The sequence below is a fragment of the Streptomyces sp. B21-083 genome (genome assembly GCF_036898825.1).
In the GTDB taxonomy this organism is placed as follows: Bacteria; Actinomycetota; Actinomycetes; order Streptomycetales; family Streptomycetaceae; genus Streptomyces.
In genome coordinates, this window is the sequence record NZ_JARUND010000002.1 from 3,582,735 (window position 1) to 3,599,519 (window position 16,785).

Annotated in this window: 15 protein-coding genes; 4 read left to right on the forward strand and 11 right to left on the reverse strand. The window is 68.6% G+C overall.

The genetic code is table 11. From position 1 onward, the window contains the following. Nucleotides 1-110: 110 nt before the first annotated feature. On the reverse strand, nucleotides 111-1,685 hold the full coding sequence (locus QA861_RS39965) for a S53 family peptidase (protein ID WP_334593756.1): 1,575 nt from the start codon (nucleotides 1,683-1,685) through the stop codon (nucleotides 111-113). Nucleotides 1,686-2,613: 928 nt separating this feature from the next. Here QA861_RS39965 and QA861_RS39970 point away from each other — a divergent pair. After that, complete coding sequence (locus tag QA861_RS39970) at nucleotides 2,614-3,591, forward strand: phosphotransferase enzyme family protein (RefSeq protein ID WP_334593757.1); 978 nt, start codon at nucleotides 2,614-2,616, stop codon at nucleotides 3,589-3,591. 60 nt (nucleotides 3,592-3,651) lie between these two features. Continuing rightward, entirely contained in the window at nucleotides 3,652-4,215 is a 564-nt protein-coding gene (locus QA861_RS39975) for a GNAT family N-acetyltransferase (protein WP_334593758.1), read from the forward strand. Between the two features lie 211 nt (nucleotides 4,216-4,426). On the opposite strand, the gene QA861_RS39980 is transcribed toward QA861_RS39975, so the two are convergent. Together QA861_RS39980 and QA861_RS39985 are read right to left on the reverse strand one after the other, a co-directional pair. Beyond that, nucleotides 4,427-5,572, reverse strand: a complete 1,146-nt coding sequence (locus QA861_RS39980; RefSeq protein WP_334594995.1) for a methyltransferase domain-containing protein — start codon at nucleotides 5,570-5,572, stop codon at nucleotides 4,427-4,429. Between the two features lie 20 nt (nucleotides 5,573-5,592). After that, nucleotides 5,593-6,456 (reverse strand): radical SAM/SPASM domain-containing protein, encoded by an 864-nt coding sequence (locus QA861_RS39985; protein WP_334593760.1) that lies wholly within the window; start codon nucleotides 6,454-6,456, stop codon nucleotides 5,593-5,595. A gap of 102 nt (nucleotides 6,457-6,558) precedes the next feature. Here QA861_RS39985 and QA861_RS39990 point away from each other — a divergent pair, with 102 nt between their 5' ends. Continuing rightward, nucleotides 6,559-7,524 (forward strand): RNA-guided endonuclease InsQ/TnpB family protein, encoded by a 966-nt coding sequence (locus QA861_RS39990; RefSeq protein WP_334593761.1) that lies wholly within the window; start codon nucleotides 6,559-6,561, stop codon nucleotides 7,522-7,524. 34 nt (nucleotides 7,525-7,558) lie between these two features. On the opposite strand, the gene QA861_RS39995 is transcribed toward QA861_RS39990, so the two are convergent. The 3 genes from QA861_RS39995 to betA all read right to left on the reverse strand — a co-directional run bounded on the left by QA861_RS39995 (nucleotide 7,559) and on the right by betA (nucleotide 10,903). Then, a complete protein-coding gene (locus tag QA861_RS39995) occupies nucleotides 7,559-8,143 on the reverse strand; it encodes a TerD family protein (protein WP_334593763.1) in 585 nt (194 codons plus the stop codon). A 228-nt stretch (nucleotides 8,144-8,371) separates the two neighbouring features. Continuing rightward, entirely contained in the window at nucleotides 8,372-9,217 is an 846-nt protein-coding gene (locus QA861_RS40000; protein ID WP_334593765.1) for a methylenetetrahydrofolate reductase, read from the reverse strand. Nucleotides 9,218-9,223: 6 nt separating this feature from the next. After that, complete coding sequence (gene betA / locus QA861_RS40005) at nucleotides 9,224-10,903, reverse strand: choline dehydrogenase (RefSeq protein WP_334593766.1); 1,680 nt, start codon at nucleotides 10,901-10,903, stop codon at nucleotides 9,224-9,226. A 201-nt stretch (nucleotides 10,904-11,104) separates the two neighbouring features. Here betA and QA861_RS40010 point away from each other — a divergent pair, with 201 nt between their 5' ends. Then, entirely contained in the window at nucleotides 11,105-11,851 is a 747-nt protein-coding gene (locus QA861_RS40010; protein WP_334594996.1) for an IclR family transcriptional regulator, read from the forward strand. A 52-nt stretch (nucleotides 11,852-11,903) separates the two neighbouring features. Here the strand turns inward: QA861_RS40010 and QA861_RS40015 are convergent, their stop codons facing one another. From QA861_RS40015 to QA861_RS40035, 5 genes are all read right to left on the reverse strand, one after another. Further along, entirely contained in the window at nucleotides 11,904-13,031 is a 1,128-nt protein-coding gene (locus tag QA861_RS40015; protein WP_334593767.1) for an aromatic ring-hydroxylating oxygenase subunit alpha, read from the reverse strand. A 145-nt stretch (nucleotides 13,032-13,176) separates the two neighbouring features. Beyond that, complete coding sequence (locus tag QA861_RS40020; RefSeq protein ID WP_334593769.1) at nucleotides 13,177-14,346, reverse strand: NAD(P)/FAD-dependent oxidoreductase; 1,170 nt, start codon at nucleotides 14,344-14,346, stop codon at nucleotides 13,177-13,179. After that, nucleotides 14,343-14,705 carry a bifunctional 3-phenylpropionate/cinnamic acid dioxygenase ferredoxin subunit gene (locus QA861_RS40025; RefSeq protein WP_334593770.1) on the reverse strand — a complete coding sequence of 121 codons (363 nt, stop codon included), beginning with the start codon at nucleotides 14,703-14,705 and terminating at the stop codon, nucleotides 14,343-14,345. Before QA861_RS40025 ends, QA861_RS40020 begins: the two co-directional genes overlap by 4 nt. A 283-nt stretch (nucleotides 14,706-14,988) precedes the next feature. Continuing rightward, on the reverse strand, nucleotides 14,989-15,627 hold the full coding sequence (locus QA861_RS40030) for an MBL fold metallo-hydrolase (RefSeq protein WP_334593771.1): 639 nt from the start codon (nucleotides 15,625-15,627) through the stop codon (nucleotides 14,989-14,991). Further along, complete coding sequence (locus QA861_RS40035) at nucleotides 15,624-16,709, reverse strand: S-(hydroxymethyl)mycothiol dehydrogenase (RefSeq protein ID WP_334593772.1); 1,086 nt, start codon at nucleotides 16,707-16,709, stop codon at nucleotides 15,624-15,626. Before QA861_RS40035 ends, QA861_RS40030 begins: the two co-directional genes overlap by 4 nt. Nucleotides 16,710-16,785: the final 76 nt, after the last annotated feature.

The following is a 16,785-nucleotide window of genomic DNA, read 5'->3' on the forward strand; positions in this document are numbered from 1 at the left end:
GCCGGGCCGTCGTCGCTCAGAACTCAATGCCGCCGCGTATGCCGATCCTTGGGCTCCTGCCCGGAACGGCAACAGATCCACTACCGGGCAAGAAACCCTCTGACGTCTGCCTAGACGCTCTCCAGTCCCTTCACCAGCGCGACGCCGTCCGGGACGCCCCAGCCGGTGACGGCGTCGTACCCGGCCTTGACCGGGTAGCCCACCGCCGGGGGGTTGGATCTGTTGTCGTGGCCGGCCGCGATGTCGCGACAGACCGCCTGGCCGAGCGGCTGGCTGTTGGCGCCATCGCTCTTGTAGAGCAGCGGGGTGAGGAAACGCCGCCGTTTACCGGCCGGCAGTGCGGCGTCGACGCGGGCGATCAGTGCGGCCCACAGCGGGGTGCCGGCGCTGGTGCCACCGGCGGGCTTGAGCCGTCCCTCAAACGTCAGGTCGTAGCCGGGACGGCCGGCGAGCGCGGCCACGTCCGGTACGACCCGCCCTTTGATGGCGCCCTGGTTCAGGGAGTCCACGTGGATGTTCTGTTGCCACTGCGGGCGCTGGACGACGGCACTGACGCCACCCCCGCTCGCGCCGCCGTCGCCGCTGCGGCGCCCCGGCGCTTCCCACCAGGACACTTCCCGGCCGGCGGAGTCAATGCTGGTGCCGCCGACGCAGAGGACGAACTCGCTTGTGGACGGGAAGCTGACATGGGCGGCGCCGTCCTGGATCTGAGCCCCGGCTCCGTCGTCACCCGAGGCGACACAGACCGTGATCCCCAGCCTCGCCGCACCCTCAAGGCGCTTGTAGACCTCATCACGGGCGGCAGGCGCCAAGCCGGGATCCGTCTCCGGAAGCCCGTAGCTGATCGAGAGAGCCACCGGCCGGTCCGCGATGGCCTGGTCGATCAGATCGATCCAACCCTTCTGGGTCCATGGGACGAAGTAGACCTGGATCCGGGCCGCCGGACACAGACCGGCGACGATCTCCACGTCCATCATCACTTCGAGCGTGTCGTCTTCGGCGTCCGGCGACAGTTGCCGAGCTGCCCCAAGGGACCGGGGCGGGTCGAAGTCGAGGGGTACGACATCGACTTGCGGTGTGGGGAGGTCGTGGCCGTCGCAGAAGGCCCGCAGATCGTCGTCGAAGTAACCACAGGGGAAGAACTCGGCGATCCCGATCCTCTCGCCGTCCCCCTGGCCTTCGGGGAAGTTGTAGTGGTGCTCGAGGTCTGCAGGCGAGAACGACCCTCGGAAGCCCGTGCCGTTGCCCGTGCTCGTGGCCTGTGCGGCGGCCCGCCGCGCCACCCGCCGCTCGTCCAGCCCGAAAACTCCGGTCACGATCCCCGCCAGCTCGGCCGGGATCTTCAACTCGCCCTCGCGGCCACGGAGTTCGCCCTGCTCGGCACCGTGATAGATGCCAAGGTCCGTCTGGAAGGCGGCGTTCATGGCGCTCACCGGACCGCTGGCCTTGACACTGCCCGGCTGGAGCCGGACTTCGTCGACCGTGAGGCCGTAGCGTTCCAGTACGGCCTTGGTCTTCTCGGCGTCCTCGCGCCGCTCGTCGGGGATCTGGTCGTCGGTGACCACCTTTCCGCACAGGGTGACGGTCACACTCACCGGAGCCTCGGCGTCCGCGTCCGCCACCCGGGTGGCATCGGTTATGGCAGGCCTCTCGCTTCCCTCCAGCACCACATGTTGCTCAGTCATCGTCGTCGCCTCCTTGGGCCGACTCGCACTCAGCAGCCCCTGCCGTCGCATGGACGATCGAGCCGGATCAGCTCAGCGGAGAACGCCGCCTCCGGCGGAACGAACAGGGGCGAAGCATCTGCATCCGGGTACGACATCTTCGGGTGCCTCTGAGCCCGCCGAAGGCCCGAGCCGCGTGGCCAGGTGGCTCGCCTGGCTGCCCCTGCTCGCCTTCACCGGTACCGCCCGGCTGTGGGAACTCGCACCGTAGCCACGACATCCCCGGCACGCGCTGGTTCGGTTCATCGGCGGACCCAGCACCCTGCTGCTCCAGTGCCTTTTCGAAGGCTTTTCGAAGGCTCTAGCAAAAATGCCGCCCTGAACAAGCTAACACTGTGGACGCGGCAGAGCATCCGGGAATTGCAGTTTCCTGGTCAACTGTGAATTCGGTTAACCATTCACCTTGATAATGACTGGCGCAATAGAATGATTGAAATCCCAATAGCGTGCACGCCATCTGCGATTGCGCCAGCACAGAGGGTAAGAGGGAAGACACGGAAGCAGGCACGGACTCACCAAGTGTTCATGGGACTTCGACACTCACATGATCACCGAGACCGTGCCTGCACCGCGTCCACCCGGCCCCCAATCCGGACAGCGGACCCGACTGGGGGCCGGCACGGCAATCCCGACCGACCCTGGACCTGCCAGACACCCTGGCCCGTGAACCGTCCGCGTGGACAAGCAACGCGGTGCGGTTCCGCTCGCTCTGCCCGTAGGCGAGTTCCACACGCGTTCGTCACGTCCACCACGGGACGGCGGTGGGTGGCGGTCTCCCGCTGCTGGGGATGCCAGCCGGTTCGAGGACGCCCCGGGAAACGAATCGCCACCGGCAAAGCAAGCTGACGTACAGTCGACGCTGACTATTCACCCTCGGAGAGGTGCCTGAATGCACGACGCAGCCGACTTGATAGCGGAGACCTACACCCTCGGCGCCGGGCCGTGGACGACGACACCCGTGACCCGCGGCGCATTGGGTCAGATCTGGAAGTTATCCGGAGAAGGCTCCTCCTGGGCAATAAAGGAACTCCTCTTCGGTTGCGACGAAGAACAGGTCCGCCGGGAGGTAGCGTTGCGGCAGGCCGCGGAAAACCTGGGAATCGCATCACCGCGGATTGTCCCCAATCGCCACGGCTCCTACGTCACCCACCTCCCGCCCGCTGCCGGCGGTTCCTACGTCAAGCTGTACGACTGGATCGACGGCACCACGGCGGACGCGTCCGACCCGGACATCCTGGACTGGTTCGGCCGGACCATGGCGCTCCTTCACCAGGCGGGAGAGGGCGCGAGTGAGGCACCGAACCCTTGGTACGAGCAGTGCCCCCGGGAAGCCGACTGGCAGGACCTGCACAAGAAGGTTCACCAGGCGGGCCTCCCGTGGTCGGACGCGCTGGGCCAGTTCATCACCACTTCCGCGCCAGAGCTGGCGCAGTGGGTGACTCCCTCCGACCCCGACGGTCTGGTGACGTCGCATCGCGACTTGCAGCCCCAGAACGTTCTGGTCGGCTCGAACGGCCCGGTTCTCCTCGACTGGGACAACGCGGGGTCCCTTTCGGCAGAACGAGAACTCGCAAGCGCCGTGTACGTATGGGCCGGCCGCAACCAGACCGACCTCGACGCCGCCCGGCGACTGGCCCGGTCCTATCGGAGCGCCGGAGGACATGCCGCCATCAGAGGCCCGCAGTCGTTCTCCATGCTTTTCGCAACGGACGTGAACTTCATCTACGTACAGGCCGAGTGCGCAATCGACCCGAGTGTGACCGCCGCCCAGCGAGAGTTCGCCAGCAGCAAGGTCGTTGCTTCGCTGCGCGGCCTGCCCGATCTGGCGACCATCTTCCAGTTGGCCGCGGCTGTGGAGGCGGAGTGATGATCCGCCGGCCGAGGAAAACCGTTGGGCTGCCCGACTCGCCTCAGGCAGGATCGACTCGTGCACACCTACCTGGAGACCGAGCGCCTGGCCCTGCGCCGCTTCACCGCCGACGAAGCGGACCTGCTGATCGAGCTGGACAGTGACCCGGCGGTGATGCGCTTCCTGACCGGTGGCAATCCGACCGCGCCGGAGCTCGTCCGCGATCGCCACCTGCCGAACATCCTCGCCGGCTACGAGAAGTGGGACGGCGACCTCGGACTGTTCGCCGCGCAGGAGAAGGACGGCGGCGCGTTCATCGGTTGGTTCGTCCTTCGCCCCGAGCCGGAGGGCCCGCTGGACGAAGTCGAACTCGGCTACCGGCTGCGGCAGGCGGCTTGGGGCAAGGGCTACGCCACCGAGGGCTCGCGCGCCTTGCTGGGCAAGGCGTTCACAGAGCTCGGTGTGCGCATGGTCTGGGCCGAGACCATGTGCGTGAACCACCGTTCACGCAACATCATGGAGAAGCTCGCGATGACACTCGCGGACAACATCCCCACTCCCTCCGACATGGAGATGGTCGAGGGCTCCGAGCACGGAGGCGTGCGGTACGAGATCACCAAGGAACAGTGGGAGCAGCAATAGCCCCGATGTGTACGGCCGTTCTGTATCCACGCTCACCGGGACCGGCAGGTGGGCGGCAGCAGCGGCGCTGACATCGCGGCCCCACCTGGCAGCAGCCTCGCTCTGCGACCAAGACACCCGGACCGCTCTCGTCACACATCCTGTTTCTGGGGTCAATCCCAAACGATTCCAAGCGTCAGTCTGGCCTGCCAGGTCTCTCCTGCCGGGGGCCCTATCGGGCGCCCATAGCCGCGCGCCATTTCCCACGGGCCAGATGACACACCCCGTCAGGCGTGATGCGGACTTGTGCGCCGAGCAGCGGCAACGACCCTTCCGCGTTGAGGCGGTTGCGGATGCGTTCCAGCGCGGTCCACAGCCGCTGGGGTCCGCCCTGGTGGACTTCCGGCGGGTCGGTCCACTCGGCGGATGCCCGGGCCCATGAACCGTCCGCGTGGACGAGGAACGCGGTGCGGGTCCGGTCGCTCTGCTCGTAGGCGAGTTCCACACCTGGCGTCGTGACTTCCAGCATGGATCGCAGTTCCCACGCGTTCGCCACGTCCACCACGGGATAGCGGCCGGTGGTCGTCTCCTCCCCGTCCGCCTTGCGCGCAGTGGCGAACAACTCGGTGAGAGCGGGCGGGTAGTCGTCCCCCGAGCGCGTGAGCATGAACCCGGCGGTGTCGCGCTCCACCCGCCCCACCACATCGCCGTTGGTGTGCTTCCAGCCGGTGATGATGAGAGAAGTCCGCCCCAGCGTTGTCGCGATCCGTCCGCCCGTGGCGAGAGCCGCGAGTACGGGACGCAGACCCGGCCCGGCGGGCAGCCCGACCGTGGAAACGATCCGTTCGTACATGCCCGGCACGCGCTCCGTCGCGTCGGCGGTGACGAACTTGGGATGTAGCCCCATGTTGGCGAGCCGGGAAGCCGCCGCGTTGGTCAAATACGCGTCCACGTCCAGGCTCATCACGTACCGGTCGCCGATCCGGCAGGACGCGTACGCGGTGAGCCCGCCGGCTCCGGTACCCAGGTCCAGAAGGGACAGCCCCGCCCCGAGTCGTCCATGCCGGAGCATCCGGACGACAAGGCTCGGCAACGTTGCGGACGAGGTCGGCAACCCTTTCGGACGGTCGCCGGGCCTCGCGTGGTCGGCATGCAGCCCACCGACCCTGGTCACCAACGACCGGTCCGCGTAAGCCGCTTCGGCCCACGCGTCCAGGTCGGCTCCCCCCTCACGGAGAACCCACTCACCCGAGTCGTCGACGTCCCACCAGCGCGGGATCAACTCATGCCGGGGCACGGCCGCCACCACCGGGCGCCACCGGGAATCCGGGTCTGCCACCTGGTCGGCGAGCCTTGCCGCTCTCTTCTCCCAATCCATGCCGCCGAGCCTTTCAGTCATCAGTACGCGGGGTCACACGCTTCGGTGCTCGCGGGGTCGCAGTCACCCGAATCGTTCGGGGTGCACGCGATGCGCGGGGTGGGGACGCTCGCCGAGAGTTCCGCCCACCGCGGGCCCCCGAGCAGGTCGGCGAGCCGGGTTTGCCTCACGTTGCCCACCGGGAAGTCGCGTGACAGCACGCATCCGGCGAGATCTCCGTTCGGGAGAACCGCCGCACGGCCTCGCGTACACCGCCCGCACATCTCTTCCAGCGTCGACGACCGACCCGGCAGGCCGGCCCGCCCCACCGCCCGTACCCGGTCCGTGTTGACGAGCGTCACCCCCATGGATTCCAACTCGACCCGAGCTTCGGCGACGCGTTGCCCCGGCAGGACATCCACGATTCCGGCCCGCACAGTCACGCCACGGTTGACGGCTTCCCGAATGTTGCACCGAGTACGGACGTAACTGCCAGACTTCCCCGTGATCCGGTCGTGTTCCCCAGGGTCGTCGCTGTAATAGCTCGTCCCGAGAGTGATCCCGTCCTGCGTGAACAGGCCCCACCACGCCGGGTTGACGTTGAACAGGTTGGAGTACACCTCCACGTGCAGCCCGAGCGATAGCCCGAGTTCGGCGAACTCCCGCCACTGCGGGTGAACCGTCGGCTCACCCCCGATGAGCTGAACGGTCCGGATGCCGAGGGCAGCAGCGTCGATGATCACCGTTCGCCAGTCCTCGGGGGTCATGTCGCCGTGTGATGCCTGTGGGCTGGACTCGGACAAACAGTGCACACACGAGAGTTGGCACTTGCCGGTGATCTCCAGTTCGAGCGACCGGACATCGGCAAGCGGCTCGCGGGTGGGCGGTTCAATAAGCGTCGACATTCTGGCTTCCTCCCATGTCGTTGTGCTGAGAGCCAGCCCGGTGCCGAGCGCGCAACACGCGGCAGTCGGTCATCTTGCTCGCTGTGCGTGCCGGTGCACCCCATGCGCACGCCCAGCGTGATGTCCGTGGACATTCCGCAGGGCCGGGACCTGAACATCACCCGCGTGCACCGCCGGTGGGGCATGGTCAACATTCCCAAGGTGGGCAGGGTCCGCTTCCGGTGGACCAAAGACCTGCCCGTGGGCAAGCACACCGACACGGACAACCGGATCACCGGGGCCCGGTTGATCAAGGACGCGCTCGGCTGGCACATCGCCTTCCGTGTCCAGACCTTGGAGGTCGTGCCCGAGTCCCACCCGGGGCTGGACATCGGTATCGACGTGGGCGTCACCGTGCCCATCGCCTGCTCGGACGGCGAAACCTACGAGCACGGCGCATGGCTGACGAACAAGGAAACAGCGAAGCTCCTGCACCTGGAGCAGCGCGCCGCACAGCGTAAGCAGCACCGCATGCCCGGCGAGCGCACCAGCCGCCGGCTGCACCGCACCTACGACCAGATCGCAGGACTCCGCGCCAAAGCCAAGCGCCGGGCCCTGGACTGGCAGCACCACACGACCACCACCATCGCCCGCACCTACGGCACGGTCGTGGTCGAAGCACTCACCATCACGAACATGGTCAAGTCCGCCAAAGGAACGGCTGAGGAGCCGGGGAGGAACGTCGCCCAGAAGACCGGGCTGAACCGCTCCATCAGCCAGGAGGCCTGGGGCCGCACCGTCACCATGCTGGCGTACAAGACCGCCCAGCTCGGCGGCACCCTGGTCAAGGTCCCCGCTCCCGGCACCTCCCGGCGCTGCTCGGCGTGCGGCTTCACCACGCCGGGCAGCCGGGAGTCCCAGGCCGTGTTCGTGTGCAAGAACCCGGACTGCGGCTGGTCGGGCAACGCCGACCACAACGCGGCCCGCAACGTCCTGCACCTGTACCGGACGGGCCTCGCGCTCGTCCCGGCTGCCGGGAGGGCAGTCGTCAGGCGCGCCAAGCGCGTCAAGCCCGCTGCCGCAAGGTAAGCAGGAACCTCCCGGCCTCAGCCGGGAGAGCACTTCACTTGCTTGCGGCGAAGCGCATCAGGGCGAGTTCGTCGCCCTGCTTGATCTTCCCCGTCACGTTGATCACCTCAAGCTTCCAGGCGGAGCCGGACCGCACGGCCTTGGCGACGGCGCAGCCGTTGTCCGTGGTGAGCATGCTGGGCCAGATGTCGGCGACCTGCTGGGTGCTGCCGCCACTCGCGTCGTACACCTTGAAACTGACGTTGCGCGCCTTCTGGAAGGAACTGCCCTTCTTGTAGGCGGCGGCGACGAACACGATCGAGGTGATGTGGGGCGGGATCTTCGCGAACTCGACCATGACGGTCTCGTCGTCGCCGTCCCCGTGCCCCGTCTGGTTGTCCCCGCTGTGGAGCAGGGAGCCGTTGCCGATGGGGTCGAGCGAGTCGAGACCCGCCAGGCGCACCGGGTCGCCGTCGTGCAGGGCGATGGCGATCAGGTCGAGGTCGGTGCCGGTCTTGCGGCGGAGTTTGCCCATCACTCCGCCGCTCGCGCCGGAGGTGGGGTCCCAGGAGGCCCCGATGGACAGATGGGTCACCCCGTCCAGGTCCGCCGGGCCGTCTTCCTTCGTGAGCGTAATCATGGACCCATACTGCCTCGGCTCTCACCGAGGTCCCAGAACAGGCCCCCCATGACGGCCGGAGACACGTTGACGCGGTTCCCGACAGATGTTCGCCGAGGGCTTGCCGGTGGTGCGGTGGAGTGAGGCCGTGCCCAGCGGCCCCTGACTGCCCCAGGGGCCCACGTGGGAGTCAGGGCCGAGTCGGGTCACCGTCACCGCGTGGCGGAGTTGGCGTCCCCGAGGCGCCCCTCACCCACCCAACCGCTCCAGCACAGCCCGCCGCCAACGCTCCGTCTCCTCCACCTGGTTGAACGTGAACAGGTGCAGCCCCGCCACCCCCGCCCCGGGTGCGCTCAGCGCCCCCTCCGCCCGCGAAAGCAGCCTCTCCGGCGAGTACCCCCCGGGTGCCGCGAACCGCAGGAACCACAGGGGGTGCCGGGTCAGGAAGCGTGTCGACTCGCCCACGCCGATCTTCGTCGCCATGGACAGCAGCTTCGCCCGCTGCACCGGCCCCGCGACGCCCACGTACACCGGCAGGGCGACCTCCCGGCGCCGTACACGCCCGACCCACTCCCCCAGCACCCGCGCGTCGAAGCACAGGTTGCTGACGATGTACGTGGCGTGCTCGCGCTTGTCCCACATGGCCTGGATGGTGAGGTCGTCGTCGATGAGCGGATGGCTCTCGGGGTATCCGGTGACGCCGACGTCCGTGAACGGGCTGCCCAGCTCACCGAGCCTCCGTAGCACCGGCAAGGCACCCTCGTAGGACCCGGCCGGAGGATCCGCGTCGCCCGCCGGGACGAAGACGTCCTCCACCCCCAGCTCCCGCAACCGGTCGACGACGTCCTTGAGATGGGCGTCGTCCCGCAGCAGCCGGGCGGGGACGTGAGGGACGACGCGACAGCCGTGCGACGCCAGTCGACCGGCCAGGTCGAGGGTCGGTTCCAGGCCCTTGACCGGCGATGCCGTCACCGTGACGACGGCATCGCGCGGCAGGTGGGCGAGGACCTTCTCCTCGGTCGTCTTCGCGGGCAGGACCTCGTAACGGACGCGTTCCAGCAGCGCCCTGAGCCCGCGAAGCCCTGAGGTACCCAACGCCCGCTACCCGGTCTGCTGGGCGTCGGCGTCGCGGTGGCGGTAGTACGCGGCACGGGAAGCCGGCAGTGGCCGCTTGCCGAGGATCAGGTCGGCGGCCTTCTCGGCGATCATCATCACCGGCGCGTAGATGTTGCCGTTGGTGACGTAGGGCATGACGGAGGCGTCCACGACGCGCAGCCCCTCCACCCCGTGCACCCGCATGCTCTCCGGGTCGACGACGGCCATCCCGTCCTCCGCGGGCCCCATCTTGCAGGTGCAGGACGGATGCAGGGCCGTCTCGCCCTCCTTGGCGACCCAGTCGAGGATCTCCTCGTCCGACTCCACCTTCGCCCCGGGCGACACCTCACCGTCGTTGTAGGGGGCGAGGGCGGGCTGGCTGAGGAGCTTGCGCGCGACACGGATCGCCTCGACCCACTCCCGCCGGTCCTGCTCGGTGGAGAGGTAGTTGAAGCGCAGCGCCGGATGTTCGCGCGGATCTTTGCTCTTGATCTTCACGGAGCCGATGGCGTCGGAGTACATGGGGCCCACGTGCACCTGGTAGCCGTGGCCGCCGGCCGGGGACGAGCCGTCGTAGCGGACGGCGATGGGCAGGAAGTGGAACATCAGGTTGGGGTAGGCGACGTCCTCGTTGCTGCGGGCGAAGCCGCCGGCCTCGAAGTGGTTGGTGGCGGCGGGACCCTTGCGGAACAGCCACTGCAGGCCGATGAAGGGGGCGCGCCACTTCGCCATGTACGGCTGCATGGACACGGGTTGCTTGCAGGCGTACTGGACGTACACCTCCAGGTGGTCCTGCATGTTCTCGCCGACGCCGGGGAGGTCGTGGACGACGTCGACACCGAGGGCGCGCAGTTCCTCGGCGTTGCCTACGCCCGACAGCTGGAGCAGTTGCGGGGAGTTGATGGCGCCGCCGCAGAGGACGACCTCCTTGGCGCGGACCTGCTGGGGCGCCCCCTTGCCCCGCTGGTACTCGACGCCTACGGCCCGCTTGCCTTCGAAGAGGATGCGGGTGACCAGCGCGCGCGTCTTCACCGTGAGGTTGGGCCGCTTGCGGACGGGCTTGAGGTACGCCTTGGAGGCCGAGAGCCGGCGGCCCCGGTGGACGTTGCGGTCGAACTTGGCGAAGCCCTCCTGCCGGTACCCGTTGACGTCGTCGGTGGGCGCGTACCCCGCTTCCTCGGTGGCCTTGAGGAAGGCGCCGAAGAGCGGGTTGGTGGCTGGGCCGCGTTCGAGGACGAGGGGGCCGTCGTGGCCGCGGAACTCGTCGTCCGGGTCGGCGGCGAGACAGTTCTCCATGCGCCGGAAGTACGGCAGACAGTGCGCGTAGTCCCATTTCCCCATGCCCGGGTCGGCCGCCCAGCGCTCGTAGTCCAGGGGGTTTCCGCGCTGGAAGATCATGCCGTTGATGCTGCTGGAGCCGCCGAGCACCTTGCCGCGGGCGTGGTAGACGCGCCGGCCGCCCATGTGGGGTTCGGGCTCGGACTCGTACTTCCAGTCGTAGAAGCGGCTGCCGATGGGATAGGTCAGGGCCGCGGGCATGTGGATGAAGACGTCCCACGGGTAGTCGGGCCGGCCGGCCTCCAGCACGAGCACCTGGTTCGCCGGGTCCGCGGAGAGCCTGTTTGCCAGTGCGCTGCCGGCCGAACCGCCGCCGACGATGACGAAGTCGTATTGCAGGGGAGCCATGATCTCTCGTCTCGCTCGCGCCGTAGATACGCCAGGCATGCTAATCCAGTAGCGCTATACGCACCAGGTTGCGGGAAGCGCAACATGCAAGCTTCTGGTTTCGGGGCTGTTACTTGCAATGGTGTTGTTTACTGCGCGTATAGTTTCGCTGTGAGCAACCACAGCACAGACACCGAAACGTCCAGTACACAGGCCGGCGGAGTGCAGTCGGTCGACCGCGCGATCAGCGTTCTGGAGATTCTCGCCCAGCGCGGCGAGGCAGGCGTCAGCGAGGTCGCTGCCGAGATCGATGTTCACAAATCCACCGCTTTCCGGCTGCTCGGCGCGCTGGAGGCACGAGGTCTGGTGGAGCAGGCGGGTGAGCGCGGCAAGTACCGTCTCGGCTTCGGCATCGTGCGCCTCGCCGGCGCGGTCACCGGCAGTATCGACATCACCCAGCAGGGCCGCCCGGTCTGCGAGCAGCTCGCCGAGGAGATCGGTGAGACCGTCAACATCGCCGTGATGCAGGAGCACTACGCGGTCAACCTGTACGAGGTACGGGGTCCCGGCGCCGTCAGCGCGTACAACTGGGTCGGCCAGCTGACCCCGCTGCACGCCACCTCCAGCGGCAAGATCCTGCTGGCCCACCTGCCCGCGAAGGACCGCACCGCACTGCTGAACGGGGCCGGCCTGAAGAAGGTCACCCCGCACACCATCACCGCGAAGACGAAGCTGGAGAGGGACCTCGCGGAGGCGCGGGAGCGGGGGTACGCGTGGACGCGGGAGGAGTTGGAGATCGGGCTGCACGCGATGGCGGCGCCGATCCGCGATCATTCCGGGGCGGTTGTCGCGGCGGTGAGTGCGTCGGGGCCGTCCTACCGGTTCACGACGGAGCGGTTGCACGAGTTGGCGCCGATCCTGGTCAAGGGGGCGGCGGAGATCAGTCATCGGATGGGGTATCTGGGGTGAGTTCGTCGGGCGCGGGCCCGGTGGGGGCTTGTCGCGCAGTTCCCCGCGCCCCTTAAAGGCGCGTGCCCAGGCGCTCGGTCACCCAGTCGTGGAACGCGCCGATGTGGTGCTCGCTCGGGACCAGGACGCCGCCCTTGGCGTACAGCCGGGAGCTCATGCCGGGCTGGGTGCGTTCGCAGGCCTCGAAGTCCTGGCGGTTGACGCGGTCGAAGAGTTCCACGGACCGGGTGACGTCCTTGCCGCTCTCGACGACGTGCGGGAGATACAGCCAGTCGCACTCGACGATCGTGCGGTCGGCGGCCACCGGGTACATGCGGTGGAAGATCACATGGTCGGGAACGAGGTTGATGAACACCTGCGGCTTGATGGTGATCGCGTAGTAGCGGCGGTCCTGGTCCTCGGCGACACCCGGGATACGGTCCAGGCCCTCGGAGCCGTCGATGGTGAACCCCTGGACCTCCCCGCCGAACTCGGCGCCGTGGCCGACGTAGTACTGGGCGGCGTAACCGTCGGCGAACTCGGGGAGCACCTCGGTGAGTTCGGGGTGGATCGTGGCGCAGTGGTAGCACTCCATGAAGTTCTCGATGATGAGCTTCCAGTTGGCCTTCACGTCGTAGACGATCCGCTTGCCGACCGAGAGGTTGTCGATGTCGTAGTGCTCGATCGACTCGACGTCACCGAGCCGGCCGATGACCTCGCCTATCACGTCCTCCTCGAAGGAGGGCGGGTTCTCCGCGAGACAGACCCACACATAGCCGAGCCATTCCCGGACGGCCACCGCCACCAGGCCGTACTCGGTGCGGCCGACGTCGGGCATCTTGGTGAGGTTGGGCGCGGCGACGAGCTTGCCGTCCAGGCCGTACGTCCAGGCGTGGTACGGGCACTGGAAGGCCCGCTTGACCTCGCCGGTCTCCTCCGTGCAGAGCTTGGCTCCGCGGTGCCGGCACACGTTGAAGTAGGCGCGGATCGAGTTGTCCCGCGCGCGGGTGACGAGGATGCTCTCGCGGCCCACGTCGACAGTCCGGAAGGCACCGGGCTTCGTCAGTTCGGAGGCGCGCGCGACACAGAACCACATGGTCTCGAATATGCGCTCCTGCTCCTGCGCGAAGATCCCCGCGTCCGTGTAGGAGGAGCCGGGAAGGGTGGCGATCAGACTGTCGGGCAGGCTGTTCGAGGTCACGGTGCACTCCTCGGAGAGACGTCGTGGTCGTGTGGATGATCGGTCAACTGGACAGCGCTCTGGGCGGGTAGCGCCCCGCAGGGGCGCACCCGTCCAGGGGCGCGGGGAACTGCGCGACCAGCCCCCACCGGGCCCGCAGCCAAATTCACCGCACCCCCGGCACCGCACTCAACTGCTTCCGCCACCGCACGAACAACCGGGGCTGATTCATCCCCAGCACACCCACCGGCTCCCCGCCCCGCCGGTAAACAGCCAGGACGTTCCGCTCACCGACAGCCCCCTCCTCCACAGCCACACTGTCAGCGACCCCCGCATGGCCGACGAACTGAATCTTCACCCCGTACTGGTCGGACCAGAAATACGGCGGCCGGGGCACCCCCGTCTCCACCGCACCCCCCGCCAGCAGCGTCGCCACGGCGGCAGCGGGACGCTCCAGCGCGCCCGTCCAGTGCTCGACCCGGCGATGGGCGTCGACCCGGGGGTCGTACCAGTTGGCGCAGTCGCCGACCGCGACCACACCGGCCAGGCTGGTGCGGCCGTCGGCGCCGCACTTGACGCCGTTCTCCAGGGCCACGCCGGACCCCGCCAGCCAGTCGACGCAGGGTCGCGCGCCCACCCCGACGACGACGATGTCGGCGGGAACACCGCGCCCGTCCGCCAGCAGCACGGCCTCGACCCGGCTCTCCCCGCTCAGCCCCTTGACCCCGGTCCCGCAGAGCAGGCGTACGCCGTGGTCGGCGTGGAGGCCGGAGACTACGGCGCCCATGGTCTCGCCGAGTGGTCCGGCGAGCGGTGTCGGGGCGGCCTCGACGACCGTCACGTCGAGGCCGAGGGCGTACGCGGTGGAGGCGACCTCGGCGCCGATGAAGCCGCCGCCGATCACCACCAGCCTTCCGCCGCGGGCCAGTTCGTCGCGCAGGGCGCGGGCGTCGTCGAGGGTGCGCAGGGTGTGCACACCGGTCAGGCCGTCGGCGCCCGGCAGGGTGCGGGCGGCGGCGCCGGTCGCGATGACGATGCCGTCCGCGCGTACGACCCGGCCGTCGGCGAGGCGGACGGACCGGTCGGTGCGGTCGAGGCCGATCGCGCGGGTGCCCAGAAGCCACTCCGCCCGCAGGTCCTCGCCGTCCGTCTCCAGTCCGAGCTCCGCCTCGCCGAGGGTTCCGGCCAGGAACTCCTTGGACAACGGCGGTCTGTCGTACGGGCGGTGAGCCTCGTCGCCGATCAGTACCAGCCGTCCGTCATAGCCCTGCTTGCGCAGGGAGCGCGCCGCCGACAGTCCGGCCAGCGAGGCGCCCACCACGGCCACCGTCCTCACGCGGGACCCCCGGCGAGCCGGGCCGCGATACAGGGGGGCAGGTTGGGGGCGTCCGTGGACACCCGTACGTAGATCATGCCGTCCTCGACGACGACCTCGTGCGTCCGCACGGGCAGCTTGGCCGGCGGGGAGTCGACGGCGCCGGTGCGCAGGTCGAACTTCGAGGCGTGCAGCGGGCATTCCACCTCGCAGCCCTCCAACCAGCCGTCGGCGAGCGAGGCATCCTGGTGGGTGCAGGTGTCGTCGATGGCGAAGACCTCGCCGTCGTCGGTGTGGAACACCGAGACGGGCGGGTCGATGTCGAGCCGGAGGGCCTCACCTCGCGGGAGATCCGCGAGACGGCACGCGGGAATCATCATGACACCTCGGTGCGTATAGCGAAACGGATTGCGGTAAGCGCAACGTCAGTTTGAGGGCGCCCAGAACCCTTGTCAAGAAGTCCAGGGACCGGGATGAGCCATGACAGTGGGTTGCGTCATGAACAACTTCGCGCACATTGCACAACGCGAAACCAAGCGAGCCCGATGCCGGACCGAGCGCTTCGAAGCAGCTCGGACAGACATCGGGCAGGCATCGGGCAGACGTCAAGCAGCGAAGTCCCCTGCTGGGGGGCGTACGGATCGCCGGCGCCGAACCGGAGGGTCAGAAACCGCGGTCGATCCACTCCTGGAGGTGCGGGGCCTCGGCGGCGACCGTGGTGGTGTCCCCGTGTCCCGTGTATACGACGGTGTCGCCGGGCAGCGTCAGCAGCCGGTCCCGGATCGAGTCGACGATGGTCGGGAAGTGGGAGTAGGAGCGGCCGGTGGCGCCGGGGCCGCCCGCGAAGAGCGTGTCACCGCCGAAGAGGGCGCTCAGGGCGGGTGCGTACAGGCAGACCGCGCCCGGGGCATGGCCGGGCGTGTGCAGCACCGTCAGCTCGACCCCGGCGACGGTCAGCACCTGGCCGTCGGTCAGCGTGGCGTCGGGTTCGCGGTCGGGGTGGGTCTGCTTCCACAGCGGCAGATCGTCGCTGTGGAGCATGATCGGGGCGCCGGCGCGTTCGGCGAGCGCGGGGGCGGCGTCGATGTGGTCGTTGTGGGCGTGGGTGCACACGATGGCCCGAAGCGTGCGACCGCCGAGGGCTTCGGCGATGGCGTCGGCGTCATGGGCGGCGTCGATGACGACCGCCTCACTCTCGTCGCCGATGATCCACACGTTGTTGTCGACGTCCCAGGTGCCGCCGTCGAGCGAGAAGGTGCCCGAGGTGACCAGCCGGTCGATTCGGGCGCCGGCGGCCGTCACAGCACCACCACCGAGCGCAGTACGTCGCCGCCGTGCATCCGCTCGAACGCCTTCTCGACGTCGTCGAGCGCGATGGTCTCGGTCACGAAGGCGTCCAGGGGAAGGCGGCCCTGGAGATAGAGGTCGATGAGCATCGGGAAGTCGCGGGAGGGCAGGCAGTCGCCGTACCAGGACGACTTCAGCGAGCCGCCCCGCCCGAACACGTCGATCAGCGGGAGTTCGAGCTTCATCTCCGGCGTCGGCACCCCGACCAGCACCACGGTCCCGGCGAGGTCACGGGCGTAGAAGGCCTGCTTGTACGTCTCCGGGCGGCCGACCGCCTCGATGACCACGTCGGCGCCGTTGCCGCCGGTCAGCTCACGGATCGCCTCGACGGGGTCGGTCTCCCTGGAGTTGACCGTGTGGGTCGCGCCCAGTTTGCGGGCGGTCGCGAGCTTGTTGTCGTCGATGTCCACGGCGATGATCTTCGCGGCGCCGGCCAGGTTCGACCCGACCACCGCCGCGTCCCCGACCCCACCGCAGCCGATGACGGCGACCGTGTCACCGCGACCGACGTTCCCGGTGTTGATGGCGGCGCCGATACCGGCCATCACGCCACACCCCAGCAGCCCGGCGACGGCAGCGGAGGCGGCCGGGTCGACCTTGGTGCACTGACCGGCCGCGACGAGGGTCTGCTCGGCGAAGGCGCCGATACCGAGGGCCGGCGACAGTTCGGTGCCGTCGAGCAGGGTCATCTTCTGCTTGGCGTTGTGCGTGTTGAAGCAGTACCACGGGCGCCCACGCAGACACGCCCGGCAACTCCCGCACACAGCACGCCAGTTGAGGATCACGAAGTCACCGGCGGCCACGTCCGTGACCCCCTCGCCCACCGACTCCACGACTCCGGCGGCCTCATGGCCGAGCAGGAAGGGGAAGTCGTCGTTGATCCCGCCCTCGCGGTAGTGCAGGTCGGTGTGGCACACCCCGCAGGCCTGGATCCGGACCAGCGCCTCGCCCGGACCGGGGTCCGGCACGAGGATCGTCTCCAGGCTGACGGGGGCACCCTTGCCCCGCGCGACGACAGCACGGACCTGGTGAGTCATGACCACTCCTCGGCTGGTACGGGAGATCCAGGCCGAACGTTGCTCATTACGGCACGCATCTCATGTGTCGCAACAC

Coding starts and splice junctions, on each gene's coding strand:
- QA861_RS39970 (WP_334593757.1), top strand. CDS start 2,614: ATGCACGACGCAGCCGACTTGATAGCGGAGACCTACACCCTCGGCGCC.
- QA861_RS39990 (WP_334593761.1), top strand. CDS start 6,559: ATGCGCACGCCCAGCGTGATGTCCGTGGACATTCCGCAGGGCCGGGAC.
- QA861_RS40025 (WP_334593770.1), bottom strand. CDS start 14,705: ATGATGATTCCCGCGTGCCGTCTCGCGGATCTCCCGCGAGGTGAGGCC.
- QA861_RS40035 (WP_334593772.1), bottom strand. CDS start 16,709: ATGACTCACCAGGTCCGTGCTGTCGTCGCGCGGGGCAAGGGTGCCCCC.
- QA861_RS39985 (WP_334593760.1), bottom strand. CDS start 6,456: ATGTCGACGCTTATTGAACCGCCCACCCGCGAGCCGCTTGCCGATGTC.
- QA861_RS39980 (WP_334594995.1), bottom strand. CDS start 5,572: ATGGATTGGGAGAAGAGAGCGGCAAGGCTCGCCGACCAGGTGGCAGAC.
- QA861_RS39995 (WP_334593763.1), bottom strand. CDS start 8,143: ATGATTACGCTCACGAAGGAAGACGGCCCGGCGGACCTGGACGGGGTG.
- betA (WP_334593766.1), bottom strand. CDS start 10,903: ATGGCTCCCCTGCAATACGACTTCGTCATCGTCGGCGGCGGTTCGGCC.
- QA861_RS39965 (WP_334593756.1), bottom strand. CDS start 1,685: ATGACTGAGCAACATGTGGTGCTGGAGGGAAGCGAGAGGCCTGCCATA.